Source organism: Hoylesella timonensis 4401737 = DSM 22865 = JCM 15640 (assembly GCF_000455445.1).
Classification (GTDB): Bacteria; Bacteroidota; Bacteroidia; order Bacteroidales; family Bacteroidaceae; genus Prevotella; species Prevotella timonensis.
Genome location: NZ_HG417092.1, coordinates 149,708 through 163,151 on the forward strand (window position 1 = coordinate 149,708; position 13,444 = coordinate 163,151).

Consider the following 13,444-nt stretch of genomic DNA (forward strand, 5'->3'; position numbering starts at 1 on the left):
GGACAACGTCCGTGAAACTCCGATGCAACGGACAGTAAACAAAATGATTAGAGCAACGGAAGAACACGGAATGGCACGGACAACGTCCGTGAGAATCCGTGAAACTCCGATGCAACGGACAGCAAATAAAATTATTAAAGCAACGGAAGGGCACGGAATGACACGGACAAAGTCCGTGAGAATCCGTGATACTCCGATGCAACGGACAGTAAACAAAATGATGATAGCAACGGATTAACACGGAAGAACACGGACAACGTCCGTGAGTATCTGTGATGCTCCGATGCAACGGACAGTAAACAAAATGATGAGAGCAACGGATTAACACGGAACAACACGGACAACGTCCGTGAGAATCTGTGATACTCCGATGCAACGGACAGTAAATAAAATTATTAAAGCAACGGAAGAACACGGAACAGCACGGACAACGTCCGTGAATATCCGTGATGCTCCGATGCAACGGACAGCAAATAAAATAGGATAGCAACGGATTAACACGGAATGACACGGACAACGTCCGTGAATATCCGTGATGCTCCGATGCAAAAACAACAAACAACCAGTAGCCTTTGTTTTAACTGCATTACTCTTCGATAAAAAGAACGGTGGACAGAAGAGGAGTTAATGAGACAGTTTGTTGGTGAGTTTCGTTGAATTTTGTTATCTTTGCAAAATAGAACAATCTAATAGCTGCGAGATATTATACAAAATGGAAAAGGTTTCGTTGAAGGCATATTTGAGACAGTATTTCGATATGTCGGAGAATCGTGAGAAGGAAGAGGATGTTGTTAAAGATATAACATCAGGAGTAACCTTTAAGGGAGCCAACCTCTGGATTCTAATATGTGCCGTGTTTATTGCTTCTTTAGGACTCAATATTAATTCTACGGCGGTTATTATCGGAGCAATGCTCATTTCACCACTCATGGGACCCATCTTGGGTATGGGATTAGCGGTGGGCATTGATGACTTACCGCTATTGAGACGAGCCGTAAAAAACTATATGGTGGCGACCATTATTGGTATTATCACCGCAACCATTTACTTTTTCTTATCACCTTACCAAGGTGTACAATCAGAGTTGTTGGCGCGTACGGAGCCTACCATATACGATGTTCTCATCGCCTTCTTTGGTGGGGCAGCAGGTATTGTGGCTGCCTCTGTTAAAGACAAGGGCAATGTGATTCCCGGTGTGGCGATTGCTACGGCATTAATGCCACCGCTATGTACGGCAGGATATGGTATTGCTTCGGGGAACTTAGCCTTTTTTGCTGGTGCTTCTTTATTGTACTTCATCAATACCGTCTTCATTGCTGTGGCAACCACCTTTGGTGTCTTCTTATTGCGTTTCAGACGCAAACACTTTGTGGACCCTCAACGGTGTAAATTTGTACATCGAATGATTATCGCCATTGCCGTTTTAACAATGATACCAGCAGCTTATATGACTGTTCGAATGATGCGATCGAGCTTGTTTGATAGACAGTTGAATATCTTTGTTCGACAGAACTTAAACTGGAAGGGAACGCAAGTGGTCTCACAACATCTCTATGGCGACAGCGTATTACAAATAGTGGCATTAGGTAAGGAGATTACGCCTGAGCAAAAGAAGAAAGCACAAAAGGAGCTGAACGAACATTCGCGGCTAAAACATCTAAAGCTTGACGTCATACAAGGAACAGAATCCTCCGAATTTGTTCCAGAAGAAGGTTCTCTTGTAACTATTTCGAAAAATCAGGAACAAAGCATCAAGGTACTGCAACAGCAAGCAGCTGAAATCACAGACTTACAGCAAAGGTTGGAGAAAGTGAATTCTTATTCAAAATTGAGCACAGAGATGTTTAACGAGATGTTGGTGTTATATCCCGGAGTGCAGTCTTTTGTGTTGACGCCAGTTGTCGAAGCTAATTTGGATAGCACGGCAAACAAACCTTACATTTTAGCCATTGCTGAATTCAAATTGAAGAAACCACTGACAAACGACCAAAATAATCAAATGCGTGAATGGATTCAGAAGCGCACAAATGAAGAGAGTGTAAAGTTAGTAACCACCTATACCAAGTGAGAAGGCAGCCTGCGCATTAAGGTTTCGAGGCAATGAGATAGGCGGTTAAGTCGTCAAAGGAATGAAACTTAGTGGGAATCTTATCCACCTTCAACCCTATCAGCCTTGCTTGCGCTGCGGTATAAGGACCCATGCAGGCAACATCAATCAACTCGAGAACACTATCGGCATCGGTGCCATACACTTCTTCGAGACCTTCTTTGAATGCCACCACCTCACTACCACTGGTAAATACTACCGTAGAAATTTGTTGGTCGATGATTAAATCATACGCTTTTTTACGCTCGGAAAGTTCAGAAGCCATATTGACGTACGCATCGATGCGCTGCACATCAATGTTCAACTCCTTGAGTCGTTTGATGAAAACAGGAACCGTTTGAGGTTCTTCCAAATCCACGAAGGCAGGCGAGAGAGCAACAATGCGGCATCCCTTAGTGAAGCCACGAGCCTCTAACGCTTGGGCTATGCCGAGCGGACTGGACTCCTCGGCAATGAAAGGAGGAGTGACTCCTAATTTATCTTGAAGATAATCATTGTCTTTTCCAATAGCCAAGAATTGAGTTTGGGTGAGGTCATCGTGATTGTGTCCATAATAATGCATGGCATCAATGGCTTTTCGACTCAAGCAAACCACAAAATCATACTCATGAAGATGAGTGCACAACTCCTGCATCTGCTTGTTGTTCGTAGCAATAGTAGATTGAACCATCGGGATGTGAACGATGCTCACTTGGTCTTGATACCGCTTGAACGAAGCCTCTAAGCGAGAAGAATAATGTTGAGGGGCAGTGATGAGAATGGTTGGTTTCATAGCGTATCTTCATTTTTGAGAGGAAGTGAACTCCTTTTTGAACGTTTGAACAAAACAATCACATAGAGCAGAGACACGGCAGCAATGACCGCCTCTACACAGAATAGCCCATGATATCCCAAGCGGTCGGCAATATTGCCACTGATAAGCGCCATTAACAAACCACTGATATGAGTAATAACGATTTGGATGGTGAAATCGGTTCCTTCACGTCCTTGGCGAACAATAAACATGGAAGAAGTGTACACCACTACCGTTCCCATACCATAGCACATCCAAAGGAACATGATGCCTCCAATGAGCCATGGCTTCGTGGGCGAAGAAAATGAAATCATCGTGAAGTAGACCGTAGCGATGAGGATGAATACCGCAAAGAGAATCTTCACGCGCTCGATGCCGAAACGGCGGATGAGCATACTGGCAGGATAAGATACCACCATGGCTGCCGAGATGCCGACAATGCCATTGAGGAAACCAATCTCTTTCATATTGTAACCAAGATCTACCATATACGGTCGGACCACAGACAGCAATCCCATGATGCTGGCATAATAAAGGAGTAAGAAGATAATCTGCGGATAAACTTTCCGCTGGTTGAAAAACCAAATAAAATCATTCCATTTCGCTCTCTGGCTCTTCTCTTTAGGACGAACAAGCGCAATCTTTTTATTCATGATTAAAGGAAGGATTGCCAAAAGCACAAAGACACTGAGACATTGGGTGACTAAGTTCCAGCCACAATGATGCAAAACGATTAACAACACCCCACTGCCCAACAGGCTACCGCCAAAGCTTCCCATGGATTGCATGCCGTTCACAAAGCTCTTTTGTTCCTTGTGCGTACACAATATAGCCAGTGCATCGGTCGCAATGTCTTGTGTGGCAGAGGCAATGAGTGAAAGGAATACCAAGACGATAATCAGTTGGATGTTGGTTTCTAAGTTTAATAATCCTGCACCAAGTATCAGAACAGCGTAAACAACTTCGGAGGAAATAATCCACCGCTTGTAGTCTTTTACGCTCATACACTGTCTATCTACCAAAGGCGACCAAAGGAATTTGAGAATCCATGGCACCTTAATCAACTGTAACAAGCTGATAGTTGTTAATGAAAATGCCTGCTCGCGCATCAACACCTGCAATGCCGTTGAGAAAAAACTCATGGGAACGGCTTGGGCAATGTATAAACTAAAAAATGTTCCTAATAGATGTGACTTGTTCTGAGTTGACATAAATATGATGCAGGATGTAAAGTGTCAGACAAGGTGACACATAGAATTGTTCGTTTCTAAATTGATTTCAACACCTTTGCTTGCATTTATTTGAGTGTGTACACCAATGAAGTACCGATACAGAAAGGCTTTCCGGGCTGTCCCATCTTTTGGGAAGACACGAAATAGTATGCCATGTATTTGGTGGCAGTTGTGTTTTTTGTCCACAACTCCCAAGTAAAATGTCCTTTGGTGGCGGCTACCTTCAAATTAAGGAGGGCGTAGAAGGGTTGATATTTCTCGTTGTTTTCATGCCAATAGATTTTTCCCATGCCTGTGAGATTAGCGTTGAACATCAATCTGTCCAACATGCCAAGCTGGTATAAGGAGTAATTAGCATTGAGCGAGACGGTATGTCGAGGCACCATAGGCAGGATGTTCCCTGTGTAATCTCGCTTCTTTCCTGTATTGGCAGCAAGAAATCGAACATAAGTATATCCATAATTGGCATAAAGAAGGAGATTTTTTAAGGGTTGACCTGACAGGGAAACCTCAAATCCTTTGCTGTCCGAGTGTCCTATGTTGCGTATCACAGCCCCTACCATAGGGACAATGACTGAAAGCTGTTGGTCTTTCCAGTCTACGTAAAACGCACTTGCTTCTAAGGAAAGGCGGTTTTCTAAGAAATTGAGTTTCGTGCCAATTTCATAGTTCCAAGTGTATTCAGCCGCAAACGAACGGTCGTCTTCACTCTCTTTCGCTGCATTAAATCCTCCCGGTTTGTATCCTCGGGCAACCGTGAGATAAACCATTTTATTGGGTGTAAATTGTTGTTTAAGCGTAAATCGTGGGGTAATTTGATTGGAATACATCTTTTCATTGTACTGAACCAATAACTTTGATTTGCCTGAAGGATTATTTTCTGGCGTCCAGTAAGTATGATTATCAACCTTAGAAGTTTCATAATCATAGCGAATGCCTAAGGATGCGGACAGACCTTTGTATAAATCAAAGCTCGATACATGATAGGCAGCAAGTCCACTAACGGGGATTTCGTTTTCATTATCTTTCGTTCCTTTGGCTCGGAGGGCGTGCTTAGGCGTAAAATAGTTGATGGCTGTCGCGAAGTTTTTCGTCTGTGTAAAGGCAAAAACGCCCGTCATCCAATGGTACCAATGGTCGTTCTTTGAGCGAAAAGTAAACTCCTGACTGAACATGTTTTGATGTTGCGGCATGCTCACAAAGAGACTATGGTTCTTGGTAAAGTCTTGATCCATCGACACTTTGTCTTTACTGTACTGAAAGGAAGATTGACTGTTGAAACTAAAATTATCTCCTTCGTATCTCCAATTCATGCCTGTAGAAAGCACAAAACGATGATAACCAGATGCCTCGTCATAACTAATCTCATTAAGTGCATCTTTTTTGGAGTCATAGATTGCATAAGGGAAGCCGCCTTGGTCGATAACATCTAAGTTGAGAGAATATCGCATCAACCAACGTTGTGCTGGTTTCCAAGCCAATCCTATTCTTATCGTCCCATTGTCCATAGGGTCCGCTTTCTTATTTAAATAGGTGTTCATAAAGTAACCGTCATTATGATGATAGTTGCCTGCCACTGAAAAACCGAAAGAATTGGAGAGCTTTTGATACGTAGCCGCCATGGCTTGAATGTCGTTATAAGAGCCATAACTTATTTTCGCCATGGTGTTTTGATAGTCCAAAGGCGAATGGGTATAAATGTTGATGAGACCCGCAGTAGAGTTTCTGCCAAAGAGTGTACCTTGAGGACCACGCAAAATCTCCACCTTGCTAATTCCAAATAAGTCCATATCTAACACAGACCGGTCAAAGTATGGCATTCCATCGACGTACACACCCACCGAAGGCGTGCTGGTTTTAGACCCTATACCCCGAATGTAAGTGGGAGAATATTGGCGTGAACCATAGTCGGGCATGTAAAAGTTTGCCATTCGTCCACTCAGTTCTCGTAGTCCATCCAATTGATTGTTTTGGATGTAGAGATTGCCCACAGAAGATTGTGACACAGGCGACAGAGCCGCTCTCTCTTGTTTGAACCCAATGACAGACACCTCTCCTAAGTCGTCTCCAACTTTAATGGTATCTTTCTCTTCTGCCATCACCGGCATTGCTATTAAAATAGCAAATAACATACTTGTAAAATTTGTGTAGAATCTCATATTCTTTGATTTAATATTGCGATTAAAAACGTTGCAAAATTATCTTAATTTTAGCATTTATTCAATCCTTATTTATATGGATTCTGTCCAATTGCACGTGTTTTCCTTCCTTCGTAGTGCTAATTAAAACAAGAAATACGGCTCCACTTACTGTCGTTTCATCACAGCACAGAACCGATCAATGATTGTTAAAAAAAGACAAAATAGCAATATTTGTTGCACTTGTATAACTGTCTTCCAAGATTTATTCGTACATTTGCACTCGCTTAAAGAAAATAAGCAATATGGTTAGACTCGCTAGCTCAGTTGGTAGAGCACAACACTTTTAATGTTGGGGTCATGGGTTCGAGCCCCATGCGGGTCACAAAGTACTAAAAAAGAGGATTTCAGCAATGAAGTCCTCTTTTCCGTTTATACAAGCCACTTGTTAGCTAAGTTGCACATTTAGAGGAAGTTATGCTAAATGTTGAACCTGCGGCTAACAGGACGTAACGGGAATTTAAAAGCCCTATCGGGAACAAAATGTGTTACCAATATGTGTTACCACCCCCCAAAAATGTGTTACCACTTGTACATGATGACCCCAAAATTACTCCTTTAGCCGATTTAATTAGTTAAATTATGCTAAAAGAGAATGTAACGGTTATTTTTGACCGAAAGAAACAAGTAGAGAAACGCGGCTCTGGCAAGGTAGAATTACGCATCTATCTTGGCAGAACTGAGCGTAAGTACATTTCTTTAGGTGACTTCCCTGCTGAAAAGTGGGAAAAATTTGCTTCCTCACCACAGGTGAAAGCCGAGCGAAGAAAGTGTGAACAGATTGTCGGAGCTATGGAGCTACTGGGCAATGAAATGACAATTGCCACTTTCGATGCTTATTATTATGGTGCAGAACAACGGCCTACCTTCATTTCCTCTCCTAAGAAGATAGCCCCCACAAAGTACAAGGTGAAAGTTCAACCTTCGATCAACCTCATAGAATACATGAAAGAGCATATCGAGGCTGAAGATATTAGTGAGGGTACTCGAAAACACAAGCAATGCACGCTGGACGCATTGAAGAGATTTGGCAAGATACAGAAGCTGACAGACCTGACAAGCAACAATCTGGTGGCTTTTGATGAATGGCTACACGACGGTACACGATCAGATGTCGGAATACATACCTATCACAAACATCTGAAAAAGTATTCTCACCTATTATATATTGAGGGTAAGATTGAAGTAGATCCATATACCCAGGTCAAATTCAAGCGTGGAGAATGCAAGGAAAGAGAGCCTCTGACAGAGGCTGAGCTACAAAAGTTGAGAAAGATTAAGTTGGACGAAAAATTAGATAAGGTTCGAGACCTGTTCGTCTTTTCTGCATACACTGGGCTGGCCTATTGTGATGTGCAGGCCTTTGATTTTGAGAAAATGACAGAACAGCAGGGAAAGTTGTATTACATAGATGGAAGCCGTATCAAGACTGCATCGAAGTTTTTCACCCCTATCCTGGGACCAGCCATGGAAGTGCTAAAGAAATACAAGTTTGTCCTTCCTAAGATTTCAAATCAGAAGGCAAATGACTTTCTTCACCTCATCGAGACTGCCCTGAAGTTGAACAAGCCGTTGACTTTTCACGTCGCCAGGCATTCTTTCGCAACATTGGCTCTCGCACATGACATACCTATCGAGAATGTATCGCGTATGCTCGGACACAAGAACATCCGGACTACACAAATCTACGCTAAAGTACTAAAGACCACGATAGAACGGCACGCTGAGAATCTTCAGCGGGCAATTAGATGATTTATTGACACACCACATAGAGCCATACCTCCCACTTCGAGGTGTGGTTTTATGTTTTACGCTCCACCAGATAATTCACCAAGTAGGCAATGCCACCAAAAATCATCCACAAGACATACAAAAAGCCTTTAATCACCCAACCTATCAGCTGGAAGATGACCCTGAACATGATATATACGAAGAGAAACACTTGCATCTTAAAACATTATTAGTTCTACTAAAGGTACGAAAAATAACTGAGAAAAACAAGCAAAACGCAATCTAAAACATTGATAATCAGTAGTTTTTTGTGGTTATATATTCTCGTAATGTCACGATTTCACGGCTTCGGCTTTTCGGCTTTTCTCGAAGCAACGGACTCATGACTTCGGTTTATCCCAATATCAACAAATCGGGATTTCGATATTCCAATTTCACGAAAACTCTTTTATTGAAAAAAGGGCGAGGGACATTGCAACTCATCATTTCTTGCTAACTTTATTACAGACAAGCAAGTGGCGGGACTACATTTCCCTTACGGAGTTTGGGTAGCAAGTTGTACTTTTGTGCGGACAAAAGTGAATTGCCAACTCTGTCAAGTTGGGGGATTATTCTTCGCAACTCAGAATATAAACAGAGGAATATGGAACGAAAAACGAAAAGACTCTGGATAAGGATTTCTGCACAGGATGCCGAACTGATTAAGCAGAAAGCGGTCAACTACAAGACGGTAAGCAGTATGATATGGGATGCCATCAAACAATTTGACGACACGGGAACAAAGCGGAAGATAGCCGCGCTCAACGAGATGACGGCTCTTTACAAAAAGTATCAGCAGGACTTGGCATGGATGGGCGGCAACTTCAATCAGGTGGTCAAGCGTGCCAACGAACTGGCGATAGCCAATGAGCTGACACTTCCCTATTTTGAGAAAGTGCTTTACCCTCAAATCATGGAGCTGCAAAAGCTCTTAACAGCGGTAAAACAGGAACAGCATCAAATAGTCAAACGATTAACACGATAAAGCGAAAAACCGTCATCGGTAAATACCGATTTACCGTTTCCATCGTCTCACGATAACGTAAAATCACAAGAAAGCAATATGATAGCAACCATACTACCCTCCAGCACAACATTCCATGCCGTCAAGTACAACGAGCGAAAGGTGGCCAAAGGTCAGGCCGTGCTCCTTGAAATGCAGAACTTCGGTTATGTGGGAGCCGTCGATGGCTACACGCCCAAGCAACTGCAACAGTACCTGATGGACTACTCGGCAAGAAACGAGCATATCCGCAAGGCGCAGTTCCATGTGGCTATCTCCTGCCGGGGACATGAATATTCTCAAGAGCAGCTTTTGGATATTGCCCACCAGTATCTTCACGAAATGGACTATGATGATGAGGGGCAGCCGCTTCTTATCTATGCGCACAATGACACCGACAACAATCACCTGCACATCATCACCAGCCGGGTGAATCCCAATGGCCAGAAAATAGACCACAGTCACGAGCGCATCCGCTCGCAGGAGGCCATCAACAAAATTGTTGGCGAAGATGAGGAATTGCGTGCTAGTTTGTTTTTGAAGGAGGCTCTTGGTTACAATTTCAATTCGCTTACACAATTCAAAGCCATCATGGAAGCATCTGGCTATGAATGTTTCGAGCGTGACGGCAACCTCGAAATTGCACGTGGCGGACGGGTACGAACAAAAATCGAAATGGAAGATTTGACCTCAAAATTCTCTGTTATTGATGAAAAGAAAACCTACAAACGTCGTAGGCAACTGGGGGCTGTTATGAAAAAGTATCGCAACATGGTTGCCAGCCGCAGTGAACTGTCAGACATCTTGCAAAAGAAGTTTGGTGTATCGCTCGTCTTCTTTGGTTCAAAGGACAAACCATACGGTTACATGATAGTGGATCACTACAAACAAGCGGTGTATAAAGGAGGCAGCGTGCTCTCTATCAAACAACTGCAACACTTCATGAGCGAAAAGGAACGAATCAATAAGGTAGAGCTCTACGTGGATGCCATGCTGGAGGATAATCCCCGGATGATTGCTTATGAACTCAACAGAATGTTATGGCGACAGTATGGTACTCGCATTTCCAAAGGCCGTTTCAGGCTGCTCAATGGCAGGGAGGTCGCCCTATGCGACAGTGTGCAAAAGGTATTAAAATTCAACTTTATGGTGCGCTGTGTCCAGGCCTTTTGCCCCACCAACGAGGTGGAGCGTGATATACTCTGTCGAATCTGGAAGATTGAAAATCCCTACCTTATTTATATAGATCCACACAACAAGCCCAACAATGGCTTTGCCGTAGAAGTGCTGAACAATCTGGCTGCATCAACCGAGAAGCAAGACTTGTGGGCAGCATTAAAAGAAAATCATCTTGCCATTTTCAGACAAGGCGACGAATACTATTGTGTCGATTTCTCGCACAAGTGCATTTTTAATTTGGCTTCAGAAGGTATCAACTTCAAAGCCTTGCTCCCTGCTCTGCAAGTGCTCCAACCTATGTCTATCCACGACACTCATCTTTCTAATAGCATCCTGAAAAATATTCTTTCATACCAGACATCGGCTTCCGAAAGAAATGCAGAATGGGAAGTGGGTAGTAAAAATAGCTATGAGGTTGATGACGAACGAAGCCTGAAACGATAGACTTGTAAGCCCATAGACCAAGAAGAGCCGGGCAAGTCGCCCAGCCCATGTTCTATCAATAAATTTTAGATGACTTGTAAGCCGAGGTCTGATACCAGTTGGTATCATGTTTATACCTTGAAACTGCTATAGTCGGACTAATTCCATACTTTTCAGCTTCTTTTGCAATAGCCTTCACTACAATGTGCGGCGATAGGCTACTGCTTTTACCTGAAAGTATTTTATTCCAAACTTCACATGGAATTAAATGCTCTTTAGCAAAGTTGTTAGCCTCTTTTTCCCTTGGATCTTTTGAGTAGATAGTTCCTTCGATAGAGATAAACGATGTGTGCTCTTCTGAGAAATGCTTTTCGATATGACACAATTCATGAAGAACATCAAATGCTAATTTATCAATATCATTATACCGATAGGTAACCGTCACTATAGGATGTTGGTTTACATAAGTAGAGAAAGCATCAACAGGGGTTTTATCCAACTTTTCCACTACAACATAACCTATACCGTTTTGATAAAGACTATCCTTGATGGCCTTGGCTGTAAGTTTCCGCTCATTAGCCAATTTTGCGATTGCATCGGCGGCCTTTATTCCATTGCCATGTACATAAGTCCTTTCTACTTTTTCACGTGAAGTTGCCAACCAGCTCAGCAGAAGCCAAGTCTGCATATTCTTTTCGTCAATCTGAACCTTGTCGCTGTGCTTATATAATCCAGCTACTTGCTTACTCATCTCTGCAGATGACAGCAGGTCAAAGGAGAAAAGCGATTTTATTTCTTTCACCCGTTCAAGGAGGGGAAGAACAGCTAAATTCAATTTCTTATAAAGAAGTTTAAGATTGAACACACGAGCACATGCGTCCTCAAACGAACGTGCATTTTGTTCTTCCGATTGTTTCTTGCTGACAGCTTTGCTGTCATACATATAACCATTGTGCAAGCTCATCCAGGTTTTATAGGGAATCCCTAAATGGTTTTCCAGCTTCATGGCCAGATCGTCGTTCAGATTGCGTTTGCCACGAATAAACTCACTCAGATGGGTAGCTTGCATACCTATCTGCTTTGCAAAGTCCTTTTGCTTGATACCACGTTCCCGCAACTCTTCACGCAAGATTTCTCCTGGGTGGATTGCCCTAACAGGAACCAATCTGTTACTTCTTGTTGCCATAATGTGTACTATCAATTTCAATTAGTTCTACTTCGATGCCATCCTGTGTCTCCTTGAACAACAGGCGTTCTACCAAACCGTTTACAAGTCGAACAGAGCTTAGAGGCTCTTTCTGCTGATGTCTCAATTTCTCGTAGTGTAAGAAGCTGAAATTCTTTAGTTCGTCTGTACACTCTACATCATAAATGATTCCTACTGCCCGGATGTAGCCATCTACCAAACGTTTATTCTTGCATATCTGTTTGTATTTCTTGTCTTTGGTTTTGCCTGTTTCATACAGCTCAGATAAGGCTTCTTCCTTGAAGATGATATTCATGCGGTGAAATGTATCTTAGCCTTTATGCTGCAAAGATAAGATAAAATTCCCAAATGTGGTAATTTTTAATGGTGTTATTGTTCACTATATACATATTTAACTTTTCCACATCTTTTATAAAGTACAAGAAGAATGTTTTTGTTGTTATCCCATGATATCGTTAACAGCCAGAAACATAGCAGGGCTTTACGGATATTTTCATCTCCTGTAGTTAAACTACGTTAAAGAAAAAGGATTGCAGCCTACAATCCATATTCCCAATAAGTTGTGCGTACTATCACTACCTTTCTATAAATATTATTATGGCTTGAAACCATCACCAGAATATCGGCATTATCGTGCTTGCTGACGAGTTAATAACCTCTTGCAAATTTCATTTCCATTTTTTATCTTTGCCAATGATTTCACGATTTAGCATCTTCCTCATTTACCTAATTCGCAAGATACCTATTTCTCGAAATAATGCTACTGGGGCCCAACTCCATTTGATAACCGGCCTACCAAAAAGGAGTTTGTTATTATCACACAACTAATAACAACTTCGACAATGAGAGACAATATCATGATCACCTTTGCCAATCAGAAGGGCGGTGTCGGTAAGACTACGCTCTGCACTATGTTTGCCGATTACCTGGCGGCAAAGGGAGAGAGCGTACTCGTTGTGGATTTTGACCGACAGCAAACCATTTACTCCAAACGAAAGGAGGATGTAGAGAAATATAGAGGGGTACGTTTGCCTTATACCGTACAGCCTTTCGACATCAAAGACACCAATAACGTCAGGGAGTTTCTTACCAGTCTGCGCGAGGGTTACAAAGGCATCGTGCTGGTGGACACACCCGGCAACCTGTCGCAACAGGGACTGGTGCCTATCTTTGCCCTCAGTCATTACATCGTATGCCCCTATCAGTTCGAGGCAACTTCCATCAATTCCACCGCTACTTTCATCGGCTTCATCGCCAAACTCCAACGTATGCTGCCCATCATGAAGTGCCAGTTCGTCTTCGTGGTTAATAAATGGGACAAACGGTATGGCAAGAAAGCGGAACTTGAGCTGTGGGATAAAACGGAGGAAAAGCTACGCCACTTCGGTCTGGTTACGCCACGCATAGAAGTCAAGGCGGACATGCAACGATACAACACCATCGAACTGATGGGACCACAAAAGGACATCGTATCACCTACCTTCGACTTTATGTATCAACAGATATTCAAACCTAAAGAGCAGACAAAATGA

At 42.6% G+C, this 13,444-nt stretch carries 12 protein-coding genes and 1 tRNA gene; 7 read left to right on the plus strand and 6 right to left on the minus strand.

Annotation, left to right across the window (positions count from 1 at the left end; translation table 11 throughout):
- The first annotated feature begins 43 nt into the window (after positions 1-43).
- Positions 44-238 carry a hypothetical protein gene (locus BN35_RS13585; RefSeq protein WP_145992926.1) on the plus strand — a complete coding sequence of 65 codons (195 nt, stop codon included), beginning with the start codon at positions 44-46 and terminating at the stop codon, positions 236-238.
- Positions 239-712: 474 nt separating this feature from the next.
- Positions 713-2,068: a DUF389 domain-containing protein gene (locus tag BN35_RS04080; protein WP_025072434.1), complete on the plus strand. Its 1,356-nt coding sequence runs from the start codon at positions 713-715 to the stop codon at positions 2,066-2,068.
- A gap of 16 nt (positions 2,069-2,084) precedes the next feature.
- Here BN35_RS04080 and BN35_RS04085 read toward each other — a convergent pair whose 3' ends face one another.
- From BN35_RS04085 to BN35_RS04095, 3 genes are all read right to left on the minus strand, one after another.
- On the minus strand, positions 2,085-2,879 hold the full coding sequence (locus BN35_RS04085; RefSeq protein ID WP_025072433.1) for a uroporphyrinogen-III synthase: 795 nt from the start codon (positions 2,877-2,879) through the stop codon (positions 2,085-2,087).
- The gene (locus BN35_RS04090; RefSeq protein WP_028901123.1) at positions 2,876-4,111 is read right to left on the minus strand and encodes an MFS transporter; all 1,236 of its coding nucleotides are present in this window, start codon (positions 4,109-4,111) and stop codon (positions 2,876-2,878) included. The genes BN35_RS04085 and BN35_RS04090 overlap by 4 nt, the downstream gene beginning before the upstream one ends.
- An 86-nt stretch (positions 4,112-4,197) precedes the next feature.
- On the minus strand, positions 4,198-6,291 hold the full coding sequence (locus tag BN35_RS04095) for a TonB-dependent receptor (protein ID WP_025072432.1): 2,094 nt from the start codon (positions 6,289-6,291) through the stop codon (positions 4,198-4,200).
- 291 nt (positions 6,292-6,582) lie between these two features.
- Here BN35_RS04095 and BN35_RS04100 point away from each other — a divergent pair.
- Both BN35_RS04100 and BN35_RS04105 read left to right on the plus strand, forming a co-directional pair.
- Positions 6,583-6,655: transfer RNA gene (locus BN35_RS04100), tRNA-Lys, on the plus strand.
- A gap of 257 nt (positions 6,656-6,912) precedes the next feature.
- Positions 6,913-8,082: a site-specific integrase gene (locus BN35_RS04105; RefSeq protein WP_007175116.1), complete on the plus strand. Its 1,170-nt coding sequence runs from the start codon at positions 6,913-6,915 to the stop codon at positions 8,080-8,082.
- A gap of 49 nt (positions 8,083-8,131) precedes the next feature.
- On the opposite strand, the gene BN35_RS13785 is transcribed toward BN35_RS04105, so the two are convergent.
- On the minus strand, positions 8,132-8,278 hold the full coding sequence (locus BN35_RS13785) for a hypothetical protein (RefSeq protein ID WP_007175117.1): 147 nt from the start codon (positions 8,276-8,278) through the stop codon (positions 8,132-8,134).
- Between the two features lie 426 nt (positions 8,279-8,704).
- Here BN35_RS13785 and BN35_RS04110 point away from each other — a divergent pair, with 426 nt between their 5' ends.
- Positions 8,705-9,085, plus strand: coding sequence for a hypothetical protein (locus BN35_RS04110; RefSeq protein ID WP_004347529.1), 381 nt, complete (start codon positions 8,705-8,707; stop codon positions 9,083-9,085).
- Between the two features lie 78 nt (positions 9,086-9,163).
- A complete protein-coding gene (locus BN35_RS04115; protein WP_025072431.1) occupies positions 9,164-10,726 on the plus strand; it encodes a relaxase/mobilization nuclease domain-containing protein in 1,563 nt (520 codons plus the stop codon).
- Between the two features lie 55 nt (positions 10,727-10,781).
- Here BN35_RS04115 and BN35_RS04120 read toward each other — a convergent pair whose 3' ends face one another.
- Together BN35_RS04120 and BN35_RS04125 are read right to left on the minus strand one after the other, a co-directional pair.
- The gene (locus tag BN35_RS04120; RefSeq protein ID WP_007175119.1) at positions 10,782-11,891 is read right to left on the minus strand and encodes a HigA family addiction module antitoxin; all 1,110 of its coding nucleotides are present in this window, start codon (positions 11,889-11,891) and stop codon (positions 10,782-10,784) included.
- A complete protein-coding gene (locus BN35_RS04125) occupies positions 11,875-12,207 on the minus strand; it encodes a hypothetical protein (RefSeq protein ID WP_007175120.1) in 333 nt (110 codons plus the stop codon). The genes BN35_RS04120 and BN35_RS04125 overlap by 17 nt, the downstream gene beginning before the upstream one ends.
- Positions 12,208-12,754: 547 nt before the next feature.
- Here BN35_RS04125 and BN35_RS04130 point away from each other — a divergent pair.
- Positions 12,755-13,444, plus strand: coding sequence for a ParA family protein (locus tag BN35_RS04130; protein WP_007175121.1), 690 nt, complete (start codon positions 12,755-12,757; stop codon positions 13,442-13,444).

Coding starts and splice junctions, on each gene's coding strand:
- BN35_RS04085 (WP_025072433.1), bottom strand. CDS start 2,879: ATGAAACCAACCATTCTCATCACTGCCCCTCAACATTATTCTTCTCGC.
- BN35_RS04095 (WP_025072432.1), bottom strand. CDS start 6,291: ATGAGATTCTACACAAATTTTACAAGTATGTTATTTGCTATTTTAATA.
- BN35_RS04130 (WP_007175121.1), top strand. CDS start 12,755: ATGAGAGACAATATCATGATCACCTTTGCCAATCAGAAGGGCGGTGTC.
- BN35_RS04125 (WP_007175120.1), bottom strand. CDS start 12,207: ATGAATATCATCTTCAAGGAAGAAGCCTTATCTGAGCTGTATGAAACA.
- BN35_RS13785 (WP_007175117.1), bottom strand. CDS start 8,278: ATGCAAGTGTTTCTCTTCGTATATATCATGTTCAGGGTCATCTTCCAG.
- BN35_RS04090 (WP_028901123.1), bottom strand. CDS start 4,111: ATGTCAACTCAGAACAAGTCACATCTATTAGGAACATTTTTTAGTTTA.
- BN35_RS04105 (WP_007175116.1), top strand. CDS start 6,913: ATGCTAAAAGAGAATGTAACGGTTATTTTTGACCGAAAGAAACAAGTA.
- BN35_RS04080 (WP_025072434.1), top strand. CDS start 713: ATGGAAAAGGTTTCGTTGAAGGCATATTTGAGACAGTATTTCGATATG.
- BN35_RS13585 (WP_145992926.1), top strand. CDS start 44: ATGATTAGAGCAACGGAAGAACACGGAATGGCACGGACAACGTCCGTG.
- BN35_RS04115 (WP_025072431.1), top strand. CDS start 9,164: ATGATAGCAACCATACTACCCTCCAGCACAACATTCCATGCCGTCAAG.
- BN35_RS04110 (WP_004347529.1), top strand. CDS start 8,705: ATGGAACGAAAAACGAAAAGACTCTGGATAAGGATTTCTGCACAGGAT.
- BN35_RS04120 (WP_007175119.1), bottom strand. CDS start 11,891: ATGGCAACAAGAAGTAACAGATTGGTTCCTGTTAGGGCAATCCACCCA.